The sequence below is a fragment of the Methylobacterium sp. J-070 genome (assembly GCF_022829385.1).
In the GTDB taxonomy this organism is placed as follows: Bacteria; Pseudomonadota; Alphaproteobacteria; order Rhizobiales; family Beijerinckiaceae; genus Methylobacterium.
Genome location: NZ_JAKSXX010000312.1, coordinates 36,415 through 56,366 on the forward strand (window position 1 = coordinate 36,415; position 19,952 = coordinate 56,366).

A 19,952-nucleotide genomic window follows, 5' to 3' on the forward strand; every position below is an offset into this window, starting at 1 on the left:
CTTGGGTAGAGCGGGCCTTCTGTCGGACGAAATTGGCTTTGACAAGGCAGGTCACTTGGAACGTCATTGCTGCCGATTCTCGTCAGCTAAGCCTAGCGCGCGCAATCGCATACGGCGGCAGGAGCACCTGCGCGCGTCGAGGGCTACTTGACCAGCACGTCCCAGGGTCGCAGAAGGGCGGCCGTGGCGGGTGGCCTGCAGCTCTGCACGACGCAATTTAGCTCGCGAGACTGCGGTACGGCAGCAATTGGCGGTCGGCCAGCGGCGAAATTCGCAAGGAGACCTCACTTTGGTGCAGTTGGGCGAAGCAGCGGCCGCAAGTTCGCCGTCGGCCGATGATCTCATCACACGGATAGCCGCGCGGAATTATCGGGTTGGCATCATCGGATTAGGTTACGTCGGGATTCCGCTCGCGCTGACGGCATGCAAAGCCGGTTTTCCGGTGATCGGATTCGATATCGATGCCCGACGAGTCGAGCAGCTCAATTTGGGCGAGAGCTTTATCAAGCACATTCCGTCGGCCGCGGTCGCGGATGCCGTACAGGCCGGCCGGTTCTCGGCTACGGCCGATTTCAGTCGCCTTGCCGAGGTGGATGCGATCATTATCGCGGTACCAACGCCGCTGACACGGAATCGCGAGCCAGACCTGAGCTTTGTTGAGCGGACGAGCGAGGCCGTGGCGGCCCGCCTCAGGCCTGGTCAACTAGTGGTTCTTGAATCGACGACGTGGCCGGGCACGACCGATGAGGTCGTCAAACCGATGCTTGAGGCCGGAGGTCTTCGTAGTGGCGTAGATTTTTATCTAGCGTTCTCGCCCGAGCGAGAGGATCCGGGAAATCAGACCCACAGCACCTCAACTATCCCGAAGGTCGTCGGCGGTGATGGCTCCGAGGCATTGCGCATCGCTAAAGCTCTCTATGACACGCTGGTCGTCAAGACCGTTCCGGTGTCGACGCCCGCCACGGCCGAAGCCGTCAAGCTCACCGAGAATATTTTTCGAGCTGTTAACGTCGCGCTCGTGAATGAACTTAAGGTCATCTACCATAAGATGGGTATTGACGTCTGGGAGGTGATTGACGCAGCCAAGACTAAGCCGTTCGGCTACATGCCATTTTACCCTGGTCCCGGACTCGGCGGCCATTGCATCCCGATCGATCCATTCTATCTGACGTGGAAGGCGCGGGAATACGACATCACAACCCGCTTCATCGAACTCGCCGGACAGATCAATACAGGCATGCCCTACTACGTTGTCGATCGTCTCGCCGAGTCGCTTGACCTCGCCGCCGGCCGCGGATTGCGTGGTGCGCGGGTGCTCGTGATCGGCATTGCATACAAGAAGAACGTCGATGACATGCGGGAAAGCCCGTCGCTGCGGCTGATCGAGATCCTCGAAGAACGGCGTGCCGCGGTCGATTACTTCGATCCCCACGTTCCTGAGATTCCGCCGACACGTGAGCATGCCGCGCTGGCCGGCCGCAGGTCCGTATCGCTGGCAGATGGAACGGTTGAGGCCTACGACGCGGTGCTTGTCGCGACGGATCACGACGCGATTGACTTCGGCGCCCTCGCTGCCCGGGCCCGGTTGCTCGTCGACACACGCAATGCGTGCGGACGCGCGGGTGCCGTGGGTATGCATATCGTAAAAGCTTGACGGATCGCGCTATGGAGGAGCCCGTGACAAATTTCGCGCTGGTCGGCGCCGCGGGCTACATCGCGCCCCGCCACATGGGAGCCATCAAGAAGGTCGGCGGTAACCTTCTGGTCGCGTTCGACCCGAATGACTCCGTAGGCATTCTCGACAGCCACTTTCCCGACGCACACTTTTTCACCGAGTTCGAACGATTTGATCGTCACATCGATAAGATCCGTCGTCGCGGCTCCAGGATCGATTACGTGTCGATCTGCTCCCCGAATTATTTGCACGATGCACATGTGAGGTTCGCGCTTCGCTCCGGCTCGGACGCGATCTGCGAGAAGCCCCTCGTCCTCAACCCATGGAACATAGATGGACTAGCCGAACTGGAACGGGAAACCGGCCGGCGTGTGTCGACCATCCTCCAGTTGCGCCTTCATCCGGCGATCCTTGCGCTCAGGGAGCGTGTCGCTCATTCCGGCCGGCGACACGCGGTCGATCTCACATACATCACCTCTCGGGGCCGCTGGTATCACGCATCTTGGAAGGGGGAGGAGCCGAAATCGGGGGGCATTGCGACGAACATCGGGGTCCATTTCTTCGACATGCTCAACTTCGTTTTCGGGCCCTTCGAGTCCCAGACTGCGACGTTGCGCGAAGGCGAGCGGGCCTCGGGCGTGCTGCACTACGCGAACGCTGATGTGCGCTGGTTCTTGTCTGTGGATCGATCAGATTTGCCGCTGGAGATAAGAGGGCAAAAGACGACCTACCGCGCGATTTCGGTCGACGACGAGGCGGTGGAATTCTCGGACGGGTTCACCGATCTTCACACGCGTAGCTACGAGGAGATCTTAGCTGGAGCCGGCTATGGACTCGACGCAGTGCGACCCTGCATCGAGGTGGTCTCGGCATTTCGGTCGATCCCGATCACAGAAGTGGGCGAGCGCCATCCCTTCGTGGGTCAGCGGCGGCCAATACGGGGTCAGCATGACCTTTAGTGCGGATGGGATGATTGAGGATCCGCGCTTCCCGGGGGTCCAGATCCACGAGTCGGCTTACGTCGATTCGGACGTCACAATCGGCCAAGGAACGCGGGTCTGGCACTTCGTGCACGTGCTGTCCGGCGTCACGATCGGACGCGATTGCGTGCTTGGCCAAAACGTCATGGTGGGACCGCGAGTCCGGGTCGGGAACGGCTGCAAAATCCAAAACAACGTCGCGCTATACGAGGGTGTAGACCTTGAGGATGACGTGTTCTGCGGGCCATCCTGCGTTTTCACCAACGTGGACACGCCGCGCGCGTTCGTGAATCGTAAGAGCGAATTCCGATCGACGCCTGTCGGTCGTGGGGCCAGCATCGGTGCAAACGCGACGATCGTCTGCGGCCATCGGTTGGGCGCTTACTGCCTCATAGGCGCTGGAGCAGTTGTTACTCACGACGTGCCGAACTTTGCCCTCGTCGCTGGGGTTCCGGCCCGGCAAATCGGCTGGGTAAGTCGACTTGGCGAACGCCTTGGTAGTGACTTGGTCTGCCCCCGCGAGGGTCATCGCTACCGGTTGAACGGCGCTAACGTTCTGGAGGAAATTTGAGCTTGAGCGCGGAGCCAATCGCATTCATCGACCTACAGGCGCAACGTCGTCGCCTCGGCGCCCGACTAGATGAGGCTGTGCTGAGTGCCATCAATGAGGCGAACTTCATTCTCGGTCGACAAGTCGCAGAATTTGAACGTGCGCTCGAGTCGTTTTGTGGTGCCAAGCACGCGATCGGTTGTGGTAATGGCACTGACGCAATTGCGCTATGCCTGATGGCACTCAATCTGAGGCCAGGCGATGCCGTGTTGGTCCCTTCCTTCACCTTTGCCTCGACAGCGGAGGTCGTGGCTTGGCTTGGTGCAAGCCCAGTTTTCGTCGACATCGAGGACGAGACTTATACCCTTGATCCTGCCGGTCTCGAGCAGGGCATTGCCGCCGCTAAGACGGCGAACCTTATTCCGCGGGCGCTCATCTCCGTAGATCTATTCGGACAGCCTGCCGACTACGATCCGATTGAGGCGTTTTGCGCGCATCATGGTCTCACCCTCATCTGCGACGCTGCTCAAGGTCTCGGCGCTTCGTATCAAGGTCGATTAGTCGGATCTGTCGGTACGTTCACGACCACCAGCTTCTTCCCGTCAAAACCGCTAGGTTGCTACGGAGATGGTGGTGCGATCCTCACTGATGACGAGCGGCACGCGGAACTTCTTCGCTCGCTCCACGTCCACGGGCGCGGCACCGACAAATATGATAACGTCCGTATCGGCGTAAATTCACGCCTTGATACATTGCAAGCGGCGGTCCTCCTAGAGAAACTTGCGGTGTTTCCGGAGGAAATCGCGATGCGTGACAGGGTCGCGGGTCGCTACCAGGATGGCCTCGCCGACGTCGTCTCAGTTCCTCGGATTCGGCAGAGATGTACATCCGTTTGGGCTCAGTTCACGATCCGTGTGGCTGCTTCGCATCGCGCTGCTATCGTCGCTGACCTAAAGGCAAAGGGTATCCCGACCGCCATCTATTACCCTAAGCCACTGCATCGGCAGACGGCTTACCGCCATTACCCCTGCGCCGGCAATGGCCTGCCAGTTTCCGATCGCGTCGCGGACGAAGTCCTCTCCCTACCGATGCATCCAGATCTCGATGCAAAAACGCAAGATGTCGTCATCGCAGCGGTCCGCGAGTGCGTGAGCAAGGCGTGAGTGCTTCTTTAGATGATATCGGCCGACGGTTTCATACATCGCGTCTGGGCTCTATACGAGCAACGGTCCGACCGGAGCCGATCCTCCTTGTCTGCCGGTATGATCCTAACGGCATCGTACTGGTGCCTGAAACGATCTCTTGTCTGCAGCGATGCTCTCGCTTTCCGATTACAGTGCTCAATCTTTCCCAGCATCGCAATGATGACCGGACGCTACAACTGCCGCCTGATGTAGAGCTTGACGGTTACGCGGGAATGCTCCTCCACGAAACGGTACGCGGCGGCGGTCCTAACGGATTCGGGGGGCTGCAGAAAGAAGCCTACTTTCATCGCGAGCCATGCGTGACGCTGCGCGAGGAGACTGAGTGGGTCGAGACCGTCGACAGCGGCTGGAGTCAACTGTGGCGTCATCCGCGCAATTCGCCGCGTTACGATATTCCGGATTACGGCTGCGGCGAGACCGCAGCACGGATCGTCGCCGTGCCCAAGGATTTCTTTGATGCGGTGAACTGAGCGCCTCTCGGCGATTATAAGGGATCGGTCAAGTCAAATAAATTCAACGGCTGTGCTGAGGCGTTCACGCGACTCTATGGGTGCGGGGCTGGTTGAGCAGAAGAGGAACAGGAATCTTGCGGATAGCTGTGCTGAACATGAATGAGACGCACCGCGATCCACGCGTCCGCAGGACTACTCGATCCCTCCAAGATTGCGGCCACACCGCCCGCGTCTTCGAGATGCGCCTGGGTGGGAAGTCAAAATCCGAAATCGTCGACGGCATCGAGATTGAGCGGGTGGAAGTCGCCCACAATTATGACCTTGAGCGTGTTCAACAAATTTCTAAAGTTTCTCCGGATACCGCGCGGATCATAGGCCGATGCGATCCACGCGTAATGGAATTGGACGTTCGACGTATCAACGCGTTGGACAACATTATCTGGCAGATTGATCGCCGCGTCGAGTACATTTGCAATAACCGGCAATGGGACCTTCATCTCGGATTGATCCAGTCGATCAATCGGATTCGGTCCATCCTCCTAGTTAATTTGGATCTTTTTCGCGCCGCGCAATCATTTAAGCCAGACGTCGTTTATGCGAATGATCTCGACACGCTAGTTGCGGCTCATATGCTGCATCGCGTGAATGGCGCAAAGATTGTTTACGACGCGCATGAGGTCTATCCTGAACAGCTTCCGACCCATATGCGCGGCCACATCTGGCACAGGTTTTACACTGCGCTGGAGAAGGAGCTGATACCTTTCTCGCAATGCCGGTTTACGGTCTGTGGTGCTATCGCCGATTACTTCCGTACTGAGTATCATGCAGATGGGTTCGTGACGATTCACAACGTCCCCTCGATCCGGCATCTTCCGAACGTGGCGACCCTTGAGAGACGTAACCATGTCCCACGGGTCCTGTATCACGGCGCCTACTTCGCCTACCGCGGTTTGGACGAAATGGTCGAGGCCGCCCGCTATGTCCCAAACGCACTATTCGTATTGCGGGGGATTGGCGAATATGAGTCTGTGCTTCGCGCGCATGTGGAGCGCGTGGGTTTGGCCGACAAAGTCCATTTTGAACAGCCGGTCAAGGTCACTGAATTGGTCGAGACCGCTGCGTTTTGCGACATCGGCCTCAACCCTTTCGTGAACGTTTGCAAGAATACTGAATTTGCGCTGCCCAATAAATTTTTTGAATACATGATGGCGGGGTTAGCCGTTATGAGCTCCGACCTCGTTGAAATGAGAGCTTTGACGGAGAAGCTCAAAGTCGGACGCTTGTTTCCAAAACTGGATCCTCACGAGATCGCTCATGCTTTGAATGTACTTATCGCCGAGCCAGACAAGCTGGCTGAGTATCGCGTCAACGCTTACGAAGCCGCTCGCCGCACGTATCACTGGGAGATGGAGGAGCGGAAGTTCGTAGAAGCCTTCGATCGGGCCATGCAGGCCTGAAAGCATCGAGGCTTCAATTTGGCGCGTCCTGGTATTATGGCCAGCGACCCGCGCTCTAGGATTATCGGACGAAGCGTGCGAGAGCCGAGCGGTCTTGACGGTCGCGCCGACGGGTCGCGGTAAAGTTGGATCGAGCATCAGCCGGATCGCTTGCCCGATAGATATTGATTAAGGAGCGGATCATGGATCTCCAGGGAAAGCGCATCGTCGTGATCGGTGGAGCCGGTCTCATTGGCTCGCATGCCGTCGATCAGCTCACGGCTCAAGATGTCAATGAAATCGTCATCTACGACAATTTCGTCCGCGGTACGCCGGAGAATCTAGCAGGCGCGCTGCGCGATCCGCGCGTGAAAATCTTCGAAGCCGGCGGCGATATCATGCAGACGGACATCCTCGACGCGGCGCTGAAAGGTGCTGACGGGGTCTTGCATTTCGCGGCCCTTTGGCTGCTTCAGTGTCACGAGTTTCCCCGGTCGGCCTTCGACGTGAACGTCCGTGGCACCTTCAACGTGCTGGAAGCCTGCGTGCGGAACGGCGTTCAGCGGCTAGTCTACTCTTCCTCGGCGTCGGTTTATGGAGATGCTGTCGAGGAGCCGATGACCGAAGAACACCCCTTCAACAACAAGAATTTCTACGGTGCGACCAAGATCGCCGGCGAGGCGATGGCTCGGGCGTTTCACCATCGCTACGGGCTTAACGTTGTTGGACTGCGTTACATGAACGTCTATGGACCGCGTCAGGACTACCGGGGAGCTTATATCGCAGTCATCATGAAGATGCTCGATGCGATTGATCGCGGCGAGGGGCCGACAATCCTCGGGGATGGGAGCGAGGCGTTCGACTTTGTGGCGGTAAAGGATTGTGCGGCAGCCAACCTCTGCGCCCTGAAGGCCGAGGTCGTCGATCGGTTCTACAACGTCGGCACGGGGCGGCGCACGTCGCTGCGGGAACTCGCCGAGATGCTGCTCAACCTCACGGGCTGCAACCAGCCGATCCAGTACGCGCCGCGCAGCCACGCGACCCTCGTGCGCAACCGCATCGGTTCGCCCCGGCGCGCGGCCCAGGAGATCGGCTTCACCGCGAGCGTCAGCCTGGAGGAAGGGCTGCGCGATCTCATCGCTTGGCGTATGTCCCACATCCAGGAAGTCGAGGCCCGCCGCGCGCGGGCCGCCATCGTCTAACGACTTTCCTGACGGCCTGATGGCGGCCGGGGGCCAGCGCGCGAATCGGGATTTGCTCCGGTTCACGCTCCGGAGCGCGGTGGACGGGCACAGCACGGCTTGAGGAGACTATCCGTTGCGCGAGACCATGATTGAAGCCCTGCGTGTTCCGGGAAGCTCCGAGGCGAGCCTGAACCTCGAGGTTTTCGCGCGCGATGAGGACCATGTTCGCGAGGGGCTGCTCCGTGCCGCGGATGGATCGTGGTTTCCGATCCTGAGAGGCGTGCCGTCCTTCCTTGACGGCGCGGCGGACCCTGAGTGGATTGATTTCTGTGCACGTCACGGGCTTGCCCTCCCCACACGTGGGGCCGGTGACGCTCGCGCGGCCCAGCAGGCCATGACGACGCAGACGTTCTCCGACAAATGGCGCCGCTTCAAGAATTACGGCCTGGAGCCGGGTCACGAGACGTTCCTCTTCGACTGGTACGCGAAAAAGTTCGGCTTGGCGGATCGGGCCGAGCTGCCAGATTTCTACGCCTGCCGCAGCCGTATCTTGGAGGTTGGCCCTGGATCGGGCTTCAATACACGGTTTATGGCCCGCCACTGCCGAGGCGAAGTGTTCGCGCTCGATATCTCAGAGGCCGCCGACACGACCTTCGAAAACACGCGGACGCTGCCGAACTGCACCGTCGTTCGAGCGGACCTGATGGCTGCCCCCTTCGCAGACGAGAGCTTCGACCTCGTCGTCGCCGACGGTGTTCTGCACCACACGCCAGATACGCGGGCAGCGGTTGAGGCACTGTATCGGAAAGTACGGCCGGGCGGGCAGTTCTTCTTCTACGTGTACAAGCAGATGGGACCCGCGCGGCGGTTCTGCGATGATCACATCCGTAGCACCTTCACTCGGATGACGCCGGACGCGTGCTACGGTGCCTGCGAACCGATCACCGAACTCGGGCGCGAGCTTAGCCGAATCGGCGGCACGGTGACCCTGTCGCGACCGATCGACGTGCTCGGCATCCCGGCCGGGACGCATGATGTTCAGCGATTGATCTATTACAGCTTTCTGAAATGTTTCTGGAACGAAGCCTTCGACTTCGAAACCAACAACATGGTAAATTTTGACTGGTATCACCCTCACGACGCTTGGCAGCACTCCGTAGAAGAGGTCGAGGGATGGCTGACGGATCTCGGGGTTGCTAAGTTCCAAGTCAACGATGCGAATCCGAACGGCATCTCCGTCTTGCTGACGCGGCCGTCGGATTAGCCCAATGCGGGTGCTCGTCACAGGCGCTACGGGTTTCGTGGGCCGGGCTCTGGTCCGCCGCTTGGTCCTGACGGGATATGATCCGGTCGTCGTGACGCGCGGGGATGTCGCAGACCCCCGTGCGGTCCGCTGGGACTTCGGCTGCGAACCCGCCCCGACCACCCTGCCGCAGCAGATCGACGCCATCGTCCACACGGCCCAGTCGCGTAACCACCGCGCCTTCCCTGCAGACGGGCGGGAGATGTTCGCGGTCAATACCGCAAGCACCTTTGCGCTGCTCGACTACGCCGCCACGGCCGGTGCATCGCGGTTCTGCCTGCTGTCAAGCGGAACCGTGTATCAGCCGTTCCGCAACGGACTGGACGAAGAGGCGCCGCTGAGGCCGGACACCTGCCTGGGAGCGACGAAGCTCGCAGCCGAGGTGATCGCGACGCCCTTCTCGGCGCTGATGCCGGTCGCCGTCCTGCGCATCTTTAGCCCCTACGGACCGGGGCAGACCGATCGGATCGTCCCTTCGATCATCGGCCGCGTGCGCGGCGAAGTCCCGGTGGAATTATCTGCCGACGGCAAGGGCCTGCGCCTCGCACCGATCTACGTCGACGACCTGTGCGACATCGTGATCGAGAGCTTGGCCCGGGCCTGGAACGGCGTCTTCAATGTGGCCTCGCCGCGCGCCGTCACGCTGTCGGACCTCGCGGAGATCATCGGAATGAGGCTCGCGAAGCGTCCCGTCTTCGAAATTGGCAACGGGACCGCTCTCGACCTCGTGCCGCCCGTCGCGAGGCTCGGCCAACTCTTCGATCTCACCAGCCTGGTGCCTTTGGAAGTGGGGCTAGACCGGACCCTCGCAGAGGACTCTCAGCACTGAACATTCCCATAGAACGTCGGATTGGCTGACGATCGTCCTCCGATCTTGGTTTCCAGATGTCGAGACTTTCCATGAGTATTGAGCTCAGCCCTGGGAAATCATACGAGACCATACACCTAGCCCTGTATCCCCAGAACCTTCCGAGATTCAGCATACAGGACCTCATGGCGCACGGAGGCGGGGCCGTGATCGGGGACCTTCTGCGCCGCGCCGGCGATGAGTGCCTTGAACTTTTTGCGGTCGAGTCCGCGCCAGCCGAGACTGGCGATCATCGCATCGAGTACGGTCCGCACAGCGGCCTCCCGATGTTCGGCCAGCGCCGCGTCGATCCGTTCCCGGTGGAACAGTTCGGATCGCATTGCCTGCAGCGCGCTCTCAACCTGCTTCAGGCGCTCCTCAACGGAATCTATCACTCAGGTCTCCCCGATCGTCCCGGGACTAATGGATCGGCTCCCAGGCCCTGTCCATCGAGGGCCAGTTTCTCCGAACCTCCACCGATGACGCCGAGCCGCCACTCGCATTGTCGCCTCGCGACTCAAGCCGGGGCATTTGGGTCAATCCCAAGCACCTTTCGCGCCTCGGCGAGGTATATCGCGTGCCGGACGGCCGCAGGGCCCGAATCCGGCGTGTCGCGGCCCGCCAGGGCGATGCGCGCTTGGAACTTCTTCCGGTCGAATCCGCGCGGCTTCATACTCGCCAAAAGCGCGTCGAGCACCGTCTGAAGCGCCTGAACTCGCTGATCAGCCTCGGCGGTTGCCATCGCCCGTAGGGTCTCGTCGCGCGCCTTCATCTTAATGCGCGCGTCATCAAGCGCCTTCTGCGCGCTCTCGATAGCCAACACGACCTCGTCCCGTAGCACAAAAACCTCCATCCCTCGCAGGGCGATACCCGATCGCGTTGTCGTTAATCTTGCTTCGAACTGATGCGTGCTGAACGCACCATTTTTGAAGCAATGGGTCCGCCCTGGCGGTGGTCCATGGTCTATGCACGGTCTCGGGTCGTGACAGCTCGATCGGCTCAGGCTCGGGTCGCCAACTGACCTTGAGCCATAGGACTATGCCTCTCATCATACAACCCCGCACCACGAGTGACCCTGACCCAGCAAACTGGTCCGCGCCGAGCGCAAGTTTTTCGGGCATCCTGAACTCTGAAGGAGGGTGGATGCCATGCCTCGCAAACGCTTTACGAACGAGCAGATCGCTTTTGTCCTGCGGCAGGGGGTTGCCGAGCGCAACATACCCGGCCTCTTAGGAATTGTGACGCTGCCGGCCCAGTGCTCTGGATCATCCTCGCTCTCGGCACAGTTCAAGATTTGGGTACCAGCTGCGCGCCCAGAGACCTTCTTGGCTGACCTAAAGGCGCGGGAAATCTCAACTATGGTGTGATATCCGATGCCGCTGCACCGGCAGACGGCCTATCGCGGCTACCCGGTCGCGGGCAACGGCCTGCCTCTCTCCCATGGCGTAGCAGTTGACGTCGTGGCGCTACATACGCACCCCGACCTTTCGGCGGAGATGCAGGACACTATTATCGCCACGGTCCGTAACGGGCTGTCTCAAGGCCGGGCAGGCCCGCAACCGAGGGGAGGAGGACACCATCTTCACGATTAGCAACAGATTGCCTGTCGCGGGACTAACATCGAGTTCTCCCCGGTCGCGAGCCCCCCGCCAGGGCGAGGGACCGTTCAAGCCGCGACCGGACAAACTGCTCCTTGTCTGCTGCTTCGATATCGGCGCCTCTATCTCCCCATCCGAAGCAATCGCCTTGATACAGAGGCTGTCGCGCTTTCCGATCACCGTTCTCAACCTGGGCGAGTACGCGCCTCCGGTGGGAACGCCGCATTTGGCCCCGGATGTCGACCTTGACTCCTATGCCGCAATCATACTGCATCACACACTTACCGATGACGCGGCGATCCTGCGCGGCCTCGACGCATACACCCGGCGTAAGTTGAAGGACTATGCTGGCGTAAAGGTGCTGATGCGGCGGGAGGACGGCGGTAATGCCCAGGCGGTCGCTACGCATATGGCGGAGACCGGCTACGACATCTTGTTCACGAACCTGCCGCCAGAGAGCGTTGGGCTGATCTATCCGCAGGAAGCACTCGATTCCACGTTGTTGGAGCGGATGCTGCCAGGCTACGTGACGCCAACCCAGCGGGCGATCGATACGCGCCTTGCGCCTCGTCCCATCGATATCGGCTACCGCGGCGAAGGCAGTCCTCGGTTGTTGGACAGTCACGCTTGGCAGGCGGGAGCCGTCGGCGCTGAGATTGTGCGCCGCCTAGCCGGCCGCGGTCTCCTCCTCGACATCGCGAACCGACGGGAGGAGCGCTTCGACAGCGATGCCTGGACCCAGTTCTTGCTCTCATGCAAGGCGACCCTCGGTGCGGAGGACGGCGTACGTTTGTTCGACCTCGACGGCACACTCGCGCACCGGATCGCGGACATCGAGGCAGAGCTCGGCCCACTCCGGGAGGATCCGGATCACGCGCAGGCGTATCTCGCACGCCTATCCGCTCTGGAAGGGCGGATCGATGCTCGACAAATTGCGCCCGCGCAATTCGAAGCCGCGGCCTGCGGCACGCTTCAACTTCTTGTTCCCGGGCATTATTCCGGACTCCTCGTGCCGGGCCGGCACTTCATCCCGATCGCGCCTGGTGGCGACCTTAACGCGGCGGTGGCGATCATACGCGACGAGGCGCAGCGTGGCGCGATCGTCGAGGCGGCTCGCGCTGAGGTGATCCTCGATCGCGCCAATTGGATCGAGACCTTCATCGGCCGTCTCGATGACCGCATCGAAGAGGTCGGGCAAGAGAAGGGCGCGTTCACCGTGCCCAAGCTGTCGTACCGGGGCGAGCGCCAGGTGCTTCTCCTCTCGGCGATGGAGCCGCGCCACGATCCGCGGCACGGCTGGACCGAACGGCACGCGCCGCCGGACGTGCTGGTGCACCAACTCGGCGTCCTTGAATCCGACGAGGCGCCGATCCTGCGCACGTCGACGCGGGACGGTCTCTACTGGGCCGTGCCGCGGCTAGAATGGGTCGACGGTACGGCCTTCACGTGGTTCGGCCCCTTAGGTACCAGCCCTACGGCGGTCGCGATCCTGCACGAGCTGGCCTTCCTTGAACGGGCCTATCGGCTGCCCCAGGAGGAATTCGCGACGCTGGTCGGTGCTCCGACACACGCGCCACGACTTGGCAGCCTGCGCTTTTCCCTCCGGGTGCTGCTCGCCACAACGATGACGCTCGTCGAAGCCGGCCGACGCCTGCGTGGTGTACAGGCGATCATCGCATCCGACGCCTTCACCCTGCCGGCCGCGATTATCCTGAAGGAGTTGTTCGGCATCGAAGTTCTCTACGATGCCCATGAATACATGCCGGAAATGATTCCTGAGTCGAACGAATTCGAGCGGCAGTTCTTTTCTGCTCTGGAACGGAGACTCGTGGCGCACACCGATGCCAGGCAGACAGTGACTCCCGGGCTCGCGGGCCTGATGGCTGTCGAGTATGGTCGGCCCTTCGACGTCGTCGTCAACGCAGAGCCGAACGAGGACGTCGGTTTCGAGGCGGCGCACCGGCCTGATTCGACAGACTGCATTTTCCTGTTCTGTGGCTTGTTCGGATCTGGTCGGGGGCTTGCCCTGCTGGTGGATGCATGGCCCGATACGCCGCCCAATGCGATTTTGCATCTTCAGGGTCCGCACAATCCACTGAAGGGCGATCTCATCGCTCGAGCGGAGGCGAACGGCCTTCTCGGAACCAGAATCCTGTTCCCGGATCCCGTGCCCGAAACCGAGATCGTCGCCTCGATGCGTCGCGCCGATGTCGGCTTTATCCCCTACGAACCCATCTCTACGAATCACCGCTTCTGCTGCCCGAACAAAACCTCACAATACATGCGTGCTGGGCTGCCGATCCTTGCCAACGATACGAATTTCGTCGGCGCCATCATCCGAGAGGCGGAATGCGGCCGGGTCGTCGATTTCAGTGATCGAGCGCGTTTCGTCGCTGCTGTGGCGGAATTGACGGCTGACCCCGATTTGCGCAGGCAGCTCGGTCGCAAGGCGCGCACTTATTTTGAGACGAGCTTCAACTGGCAATCGCGTAGCCGCGTGATGTATGAGCGCCTTGAGGCCATGCTGACGGGACGCGGCGCCGGCGAACTCACGGTGATCAACTTTCCAGAGCCGATCCCTCCGGTGCCCCCGGCGGAAGCGCAACGACCCGCTCCGGTCGAGCCGACGCTCCCTGAGGAGGTTGCCATTCAGACGCCGGAGGATGCGCGCGCGGTTCCACATGCGCTTCGGCGGTTCGTACGGCCGATCGCGCGCGCGTTCGGATTAGGCGGGTGAGCGGCGTGAGTCCTCGGATACTCACCGTGGTCGGTGCACGTCCGCAATTCATCAAGGCTGCCCCAATTGCCAGAGCCCTCCGCGCGGCCGGAATTGCGGAAATGCTCGTCCATACCGGACAGCATTTCGATCCGATGATGTCGGACGTATTTTTCCGTGAATTGGACCTCGCCACGCCGGCTTATAACCTCAACGTACACAGTCTGAGTCACGGGGCCATGACTGCCCGGATGCTGGAGGGGATCGAGGAGCTGATTCTACGCGAGAGGCCTGATCTCGTGCTGGTCTACGGCGATACAAACTCGACGCTTGCCGGCGCGCTCGCTGCCGTCAAGCTCCACGTGCCGGTCGCGCATGTCGAGGCCGGCTTGCGTTCCTTCAACCGCCGCATGCCGGAGGAGATCAATCGCGTCGCCACCGATCACATGAGCCGCCTGTTGTTTTGCCCGACTGGAGCGGCGGTCGCCAATCTCGCCCGTGAAGGTTTGAGCACCGGTGTCTTCGCGACCGGTGACGTGATGTATGATGCGGCAATCTTCGCAGCATCCAAGGCTGAATTGAGTTCCAACATCTTGGAACTGCTAGCTTTGATTCCGAAAACCTATACCGTCGCCACGGTCCACCGCGCAGAGAATACGGACGACGAGATGCGCCTCGCTCAGGTTATCGCGCGCCTTGAACGTGAAGCGGAACTGCGCCCTGTCATCCTCGTCGCTCACCCACGGACCCGCCAGCGCTTGGCTGCACGAAAGTCTGCCATCGTCGGCGTGCGCGCAATCGAGCCCCTCGGGTATCTCGATATGGCTTGGCTTCTCCGCAATGCCGCAGGCGTGCTGACTGACTCCGGGGGCCTCCAGAAGGAAGCCTACTTCCACCGGGTTCCGTGCGTGACCTTGCGCGACGAGACAGAGTGGGTCGAGACGGTCGAGGCCGGCTGGAATCGGCTTTGGTCCGACGAGGCGGACAGACCGCGCCGTGAGATTACTGAATACGGCACAGGCCGCAGCGCAGAGATCATCGTTGAGCACATCGCGCGCTTCCTCGAAGGTTGAGGGTCCGCACCCGGTGACCGCGACGCGGCGACACCTCCGGGCGGGCTCGTCGGGCCTCCGGCGTCCTGAAGGGCCGTCCGATCGAGGTCTCACAGGGCGTTGCCTCGCGCGTTCCGATCGATGAGGCTGACCCCATGGACATACATCCCCCGCCGCTGTCCTGTAGATGCGAGATTGGTTTCAAGAGGAATTGTCATGGGCGAGTCGGCGGAAGCCACACCCACGAACGAGACCCTCAGACGTGAGTTGGCGACAATCCAAGCGGAGTTGAGCCGGACTGTTGCCGCGCTGGAACGGGAGCGGGAGCGCACTGAAGCCGTGCGGATCGTCCTGAACGCCGTGCTGGCGAGCTTGCCAAATCGGGGCCTCAACCGCCGTCAGTTCCATGCGATCGTCGCCCAGGCTGGCCGGGAGACGCCGGACGAGGGGCCACAGGCAGTGCGCCACACCATCCTGCTGACGGAGGCGCGGCGTGTCCTCGGGATCGACGTCAACGCCCCGCTCTAAGAGCGCACGGGCGGATCCGGCTGAGCGCGGACCGCGCTCATAGATTCGCCAGGATCCGCCGCAGCTTGACCGGATCGACACTGAAATCGCCATGTGACCGTTCGAGCGCCGCCCGCTCGTCCGCCATGCCGGGTCGGAAGTCCGGCCGCTCACCGGAGAGGGCGGTGTAGTGACAGCCAGCGAAGGCGGCGAGGTTCGCGAAGATCGGGAAGCGAACTAGGAACGGTGAAGACAGGACAAGGACCCGCGTGCTGGCCTGCGCGAACAAGAGGTTCGAGAAGGCTGCTCCCATCGGGCCGGCTATGTGGGTGGCGCCGGCGAACAGATGAACCTGCTTGGCGAAGTCGTGCTGAGATGGATCGATCACCGTGAAACCGGCGCGGCGGAACTCCACCACGATTTCGGGGGCGTTGAGGATGCTTCGCGCGCCCGAACGCGCGAGGTAGATCCGCTCCGGACCGGCGATCTTTCGGTCCCGGATCGTGGGACTGGAGAGCACCCGTGTGCGCAGCCATGCGAGGCTCTCGGAATTGAGGCCGCCCAACCGCCAGAACGGCACCTCCCCGCTGTCGGGCAGGTCGGTCATGAGCGACGGGATGTGCAGACGGCGGACGTCCAGCCGGCTCGCGTAGCGCCGCCGGATCAGCGTCCGCCCCGGCAGGACGAGGTCCAGCGCCTCGTATTCCTGCGGGAACATCTCCTCCGTGACGATCAGCGGCAGGCCCGCGAGCTGTGGCAGTGCCTCGATGATGCGCCCGCGGGTCAGGTACTCGATCAGGAAGTGGAAGTAGTTGGCGCCGCAGCGACCGCCGAGCAGGACCGCCTCGTCGATCGTCGCGTCGGGGGTGGCCGGCATCCGGGCGAGCACTGCACGGCGACGCTTCGGATAGCAGCCGATGACAAACTCCGACTGCCGAGCGACGAAGCGGAACGTCGGATCGGCAGCCGGCTCGTAGCGGATGAGCGCCCCACCCGCGGCAACCTGAAAGGAGCCAAAAACCGAAGCCTCCGGAACGGTCGCACACCACAGGGCCGGGCGCTCTACGGTCCGCAACACCGGTTCGCGGCGCTCGTCGATGTCCTGCGGTTCGCGGAAGGTGTAGGTGCCGGCCGGCTCAACCATTTCGACGCGCGCGCCGGTCTCGCCCGCACCGATCGGGACGACGGGCATCGTCCGGCCAAGGCCGCCGCCGCGCAGGGCGGCCAGCCGTTCCGGTGACTTCTGCAGCCGATCACCGACGAGCCGGGCGATCCGCAAGGCCAGCCCATGCTGCACCTTTCGATCGGTGCAGGACAGGTCCAGGATCCGCTTGCGCAGGCAGTCGAGCCAATCCTGGCGGTCGCGGCCTGCCAGATGGAGCAGAAGCACGACGAGGGGCGAGAGCGCGAAGAGAGCGGTCTCACCGCGTGGGCTCGGTGCGCGCACCGGTTCGTGGTGCCAATGTTCGGCGAACCAGGTGACGGGGTCGACCTTCGCGGCTGCGAGGTCGGGATAGCGGCCCAGCATGTGGTCGGGATCGACCACCATCCGTGCGAAGGCGCGGCCGATGCGAGTTCGGAGAGTCGTGGTCATGATGCAGCCCCTGACCTCATCCGAAGGGGTCACCGGGGGCTGTCAGGCTGAAGCCCCATCGGCGCGTGACCCATTCCGCAACCGCTCGGTGCGGCCACGGCTCAGCCGTCCCGCGGCGCGAGAAACTGGGACAAAGCCCGCTCCAGATAGTCGGTATCGACGCCAAAGGCACCGTGCGTTACCGATATCGGGTTGCCGCGCTCTTCCATACCCGCGCGGTAGTCCGGCCGGATGCCGGGCAGGACATCGTAGGTGCATCCGGCGAACCGTGCCAGATGGGCGAAGAGCGAGAAGCGGACCGCGAAGGGCGAGATGATGCCCATGACCCGCGCGCCGGGTGAGGCGAAGACGAGGTTGGCGAAGGCCGCCCCGACGGGGCCCGCGATGTGCGTCGCGGAGCGGAACATCGCGACCTGCTCGGCGAAACTGAGCCGTGCCGGATCGAGCACGACGAAACCGTGACGGCGGAACACCTCGGCCACTTCTTCGGCGTTGCCGATATTCCGCCCGCCGCTGCGGCCGAGATAGATCCGGGTGTCCTTCCGCACCGTATCATTTTCACCGGCGAGGACACGGTCCCGGAGCCAGCGAAGGCTGTCCGGATTGGCGGCCGCGGCGCGCCAGAACGGGATGGCCGGGTCGTCGGGCACGAAGGACATGACCGAGGGCAGATGGAGGGTTTCGACGTCGATCCGCGCGCCGGTCCGGCGCCGGATCACGGGCCGGCCGGGTAGGACCCGGCCGAGCGCCTCGATCTCCTGCGGGTACAGCTCTGCCGAGACGAGGAGCGGCACACCGTCGAGTTCCGGCAGCCGCTCGATGACGTGACCTTTGGTGAGGTACTCGATCAGGAAGTGGAAGTAGTTCTCCCCACCTCGGCCGCCGAGAAGGATGGCGCGCTCCAGGGTCTGCTCGGCCGCGTCCGGCAGGCGCGCCAGGATCTTGCCGCGCTGCACCGGATAGCAATTCGTGACGAAGTTGCATTGCCGCGTCGCGTAGCGCAGCCGGGGATCGGCCGCGGGCTCGTGGACGACCAAGTGGTCACGGGCCATGACCTCGGCGGCCCCGAACACGGCCGCGTCCCGGATCGTGGCGCACCAGAGGGCCGGGACTGCGATTCTGCGCGTCTCTCCTGGCGTGCTCGACGGGAGGATCGGCGGATCGCGGAACGTGAGCGTCGTTTCGTCGGCGACAGGCGTCCGCTCGATCCAGCCCGGCCGGTCGGAGACGATCCGCGCGACGCCAAGCGGGCGCCCGAGCGCGGCGGTGACGGCGGGAGTCGGTCTGCGTGCCAGGAATCGCGCGACGGCGAGGCAGAGCCGCAATTGGATCGGCCTGCTCTCGCCGGAGAGGTCGTTGATCCGCTGGCGTAGATAATCGAGGACGTCCGCGCGATCCCGGCCCGCAGCGCGCAAGCCAAGCGCGACGAGCGGCGAGAGGGTGAAGATCCACGGCTCCGCGCGCGCGTTCGGTGCGCGGACCGGCGGATAATGCCAGTACTGTGCGAAGTGCTCGATCGGGTCCATCCCCGACGCGGCGACATCCCCGTTGCGCGCGAGGTAGTAGTCAGGATCGACGAGTTTCGAAGCGAGCACCTGTGCAGCGCGCGCGCGCACCGACCGCATCCGGTTTCCGACAGCCCGCACGCCGATCTCGTCCCCCGAAGCCGCATCACCCAGGATCTGCCGCCTGTCACGCGGGAATGCGGCGTTCTTTCGGCGCTCCGCAACGCGCGATGCCATATGGGATGCGGCTCCCGGACAGGTCATGGACCGCGCCGCCGGCTGCATGCAGCCACGCCCGCCACGCGAAGCCGTTTTGCGCCCTGCATCCGGCCGGATCTTGCAGGAAGTGTCGGTCCCTCGCTAGGGAGGCAGGCCTCTCGACATTATTTGGCCGGCATGGAGTGGCAGCGCGCCGGTCATCAGTGTCTCTAAATAGACTTGGAGTCCGGCGTGCGCGGTTTGGATATCGTCTACAAGGCCATCGACCGGGTGAACGAGGAATCCGGTCCCGACGATCCGATCGTCAAGGCACCGGAGACCGCGCTGCTGGCGGAGGGCTCGAAGGTCGACTCCCTCAAGCTGTTTGATCCCGCGGTGTGGTGGTACGGTTGACCACCATGCTGCGAGAGATGCGCTATGGGCCAAATTCTCCACGGCAGCGCCCGCACGACGGAGGCGATCCGTCGCGCAATACAGCTACGTCAAGAGAGTGTGAGAGCGGCAGCCAAGCGCTACGGCGTCAGCCCGACGACGATCCAGAAATGGCGCGCGCGGCAGTCGACGGTCGATGCTGCCATGGGGCCCAAGGAACCCCGCTCGACCGTCCTGACACCTGAGGACGAGGCGGTCATCGTCGCCTTCCGGCGCCATACGCTGCTGCCGCTGGACGACTGCCTATACGGCCTGCAGCCCACGATCCCGCATCTGACTCGCTCGTCGTTGCACCGTTGCCTTGAGCGGCACGGCATCAGCCGCCTGCCGGAGATGGAAGGCGACAAGCCCAAGAAGAAGCGCTTTGCCGATTACCCCATCGGCTACATGCACATCGACATCGCCGAGGTCAGGACGGAGGAAGGCAAGCTCTACCTGTTTGTGGCTATCGACCGAACCTCGAAGCTGGCTTTCGTCAAGCTGGAGGCAGAAGCGAACCGCTACGCAGCATCGGACTTTCTCTGCGCCCTGGTCGCGGTCGTGCCGTACAAGATCCACACCGTGCTGACCGACAAGGGGGTGCGGTTCTGCCATGCCCCGCGCAACCGCTCAGGCCCGACAGCCCTCTACAGCCGGCACATGTTCGCGCGCGTCTGCCACGAGCACGGCATCGAGCATCGCCTGACCACCCATGGAC

The 19,952-nt window shown here is 62.5% G+C and carries 18 protein-coding genes; 14 read left to right on the forward strand and 4 right to left on the reverse strand.

The window, feature by feature from the left end; translation table 11 throughout:
- The first annotated feature begins 292 nt into the window (after positions 1–292).
- The 9 genes from MKL01_RS35480 to MKL01_RS35520 all read left to right on the forward strand — a co-directional run bounded on the left by MKL01_RS35480 (position 293) and on the right by MKL01_RS35520 (position 9,614).
- On the forward strand, positions 293–1,654 hold the full coding sequence (locus MKL01_RS35480) for a nucleotide sugar dehydrogenase (RefSeq protein ID WP_409566410.1): 1,362 nt from the start codon (positions 293–295) through the stop codon (positions 1,652–1,654).
- Between the two features lie 11 nt (positions 1,655–1,665).
- Positions 1,666–2,634 carry a Gfo/Idh/MocA family protein gene (locus tag MKL01_RS35485; RefSeq protein WP_243909844.1) on the forward strand — a complete coding sequence of 323 codons (969 nt, stop codon included), beginning with the start codon at positions 1,666–1,668 and terminating at the stop codon, positions 2,632–2,634.
- Positions 2,635–2,644: 10 nt separating this feature from the next.
- Positions 2,645–3,226, forward strand: a complete 582-nt coding sequence (locus MKL01_RS35490; RefSeq protein ID WP_243909845.1) for an acyltransferase — start codon at positions 2,645–2,647, stop codon at positions 3,224–3,226.
- A gap of 2 nt (positions 3,227–3,228) precedes the next feature.
- On the forward strand, positions 3,229–4,368 hold the full coding sequence (locus MKL01_RS35495) for a DegT/DnrJ/EryC1/StrS family aminotransferase (protein ID WP_313901511.1): 1,140 nt from the start codon (positions 3,229–3,231) through the stop codon (positions 4,366–4,368).
- Positions 4,369–4,490: 122 nt separating this feature from the next.
- Entirely contained in the window at positions 4,491–4,880 is a 390-nt protein-coding gene (locus tag MKL01_RS35500; RefSeq protein ID WP_313901512.1) for a UDP-N-acetylglucosamine 2-epimerase, read from the forward strand.
- A 137-nt stretch (positions 4,881–5,017) separates the two neighbouring features.
- Complete coding sequence (locus MKL01_RS35505) at positions 5,018–6,319, forward strand: glycosyltransferase (protein WP_243909847.1); 1,302 nt, start codon at positions 5,018–5,020, stop codon at positions 6,317–6,319.
- A gap of 182 nt (positions 6,320–6,501) precedes the next feature.
- The gene (locus MKL01_RS35510; RefSeq protein ID WP_243909848.1) at positions 6,502–7,500 is read left to right on the forward strand and encodes an NAD-dependent epimerase/dehydratase family protein; all 999 of its coding nucleotides are present in this window, start codon (positions 6,502–6,504) and stop codon (positions 7,498–7,500) included.
- 115 nt (positions 7,501–7,615) lie between these two features.
- Positions 7,616–8,746, forward strand: a complete 1,131-nt coding sequence (locus MKL01_RS35515; protein WP_243909849.1) for a class I SAM-dependent methyltransferase — start codon at positions 7,616–7,618, stop codon at positions 8,744–8,746.
- Between the two features lie 4 nt (positions 8,747–8,750).
- The gene (locus MKL01_RS35520; protein ID WP_243909850.1) at positions 8,751–9,614 is read left to right on the forward strand and encodes an NAD-dependent epimerase/dehydratase family protein; all 864 of its coding nucleotides are present in this window, start codon (positions 8,751–8,753) and stop codon (positions 9,612–9,614) included.
- Between the two features lie 116 nt (positions 9,615–9,730).
- Here the strand turns inward: MKL01_RS35520 and MKL01_RS35525 are convergent, their stop codons facing one another.
- Both MKL01_RS35525 and MKL01_RS35530 read right to left on the reverse strand, forming a co-directional pair.
- Positions 9,731–10,027, reverse strand: coding sequence for an ATP-dependent helicase (locus MKL01_RS35525; RefSeq protein WP_243909851.1), 297 nt, complete (start codon positions 10,025–10,027; stop codon positions 9,731–9,733).
- Between the two features lie 122 nt (positions 10,028–10,149).
- Positions 10,150–10,452: an ATP-dependent helicase gene (locus MKL01_RS35530; protein ID WP_243909852.1), complete on the reverse strand. Its 303-nt coding sequence runs from the start codon at positions 10,450–10,452 to the stop codon at positions 10,150–10,152.
- A gap of 926 nt (positions 10,453–11,378) precedes the next feature.
- Here MKL01_RS35530 and MKL01_RS35535 point away from each other — a divergent pair.
- The 3 genes from MKL01_RS35535 to MKL01_RS35545 all read left to right on the forward strand — a co-directional run bounded on the left by MKL01_RS35535 (position 11,379) and on the right by MKL01_RS35545 (position 15,526).
- Positions 11,379–13,967: a glycosyltransferase gene (locus MKL01_RS35535; RefSeq protein WP_243909853.1), complete on the forward strand. Its 2,589-nt coding sequence runs from the start codon at positions 11,379–11,381 to the stop codon at positions 13,965–13,967.
- Positions 13,964–15,019 (forward strand): non-hydrolyzing UDP-N-acetylglucosamine 2-epimerase, encoded by a 1,056-nt coding sequence (gene wecB / locus MKL01_RS35540; protein WP_243909854.1) that lies wholly within the window; start codon positions 13,964–13,966, stop codon positions 15,017–15,019. The genes MKL01_RS35535 and wecB overlap by 4 nt, the downstream gene beginning before the upstream one ends.
- A 195-nt stretch (positions 15,020–15,214) precedes the next feature.
- Entirely contained in the window at positions 15,215–15,526 is a 312-nt protein-coding gene (locus MKL01_RS35545; protein ID WP_243909855.1) for an ATP-dependent helicase, read from the forward strand.
- A 37-nt stretch (positions 15,527–15,563) separates the two neighbouring features.
- On the opposite strand, the gene MKL01_RS35550 is transcribed toward MKL01_RS35545, so the two are convergent.
- Positions 15,564–17,099 (reverse strand): glycosyltransferase family 61 protein, encoded by a 1,536-nt coding sequence (locus MKL01_RS35550; protein ID WP_243909856.1) that lies wholly within the window; start codon positions 17,097–17,099, stop codon positions 15,564–15,566.
- 101 nt (positions 17,100–17,200) lie between these two features.
- Complete coding sequence (locus MKL01_RS36075) at positions 17,201–18,715, reverse strand: glycosyltransferase family 61 protein (RefSeq protein WP_243909857.1); 1,515 nt, start codon at positions 18,713–18,715, stop codon at positions 17,201–17,203.
- Between the two features lie 339 nt (positions 18,716–19,054).
- On the opposite strand from MKL01_RS36075, the gene MKL01_RS35560 reads away from it, so the two are divergent.
- The gene (locus tag MKL01_RS35560; protein ID WP_243909858.1) at positions 19,055–19,216 is read left to right on the forward strand and encodes a hypothetical protein; all 162 of its coding nucleotides are present in this window, start codon (positions 19,055–19,057) and stop codon (positions 19,214–19,216) included.
- A gap of 24 nt (positions 19,217–19,240) precedes the next feature.
- Positions 19,241–19,952: DDE-type integrase/transposase/recombinase (locus MKL01_RS35565; protein ID WP_243909859.1), on the forward strand; the 712-nt coding region annotated here is incomplete at its 3' end.

Bases quoted from the DNA above. Each gene is read 5' to 3' on its own strand.
- MKL01_RS35485 (WP_243909844.1), top strand. From the start codon at position 1,666: ATGGAGGAGCCCGTGACAAATTTCGCGCTGGTCGGCGCCGCGGGCTAC.
- MKL01_RS35490 (WP_243909845.1), top strand. From the start codon at position 2,645: ATGATTGAGGATCCGCGCTTCCCGGGGGTCCAGATCCACGAGTCGGCT.
- MKL01_RS35505 (WP_243909847.1), top strand. From the start codon at position 5,018: ATGAATGAGACGCACCGCGATCCACGCGTCCGCAGGACTACTCGATCC.
- MKL01_RS35510 (WP_243909848.1), top strand. From the start codon at position 6,502: ATGGATCTCCAGGGAAAGCGCATCGTCGTGATCGGTGGAGCCGGTCTC.
- MKL01_RS35520 (WP_243909850.1), top strand. From the start codon at position 8,751: ATGCGGGTGCTCGTCACAGGCGCTACGGGTTTCGTGGGCCGGGCTCTG.
- MKL01_RS35545 (WP_243909855.1), top strand. From the start codon at position 15,215: ATGGGCGAGTCGGCGGAAGCCACACCCACGAACGAGACCCTCAGACGT.
- MKL01_RS35550 (WP_243909856.1), bottom strand. From the start codon at position 17,099: ATGACCACGACTCTCCGAACTCGCATCGGCCGCGCCTTCGCACGGATG.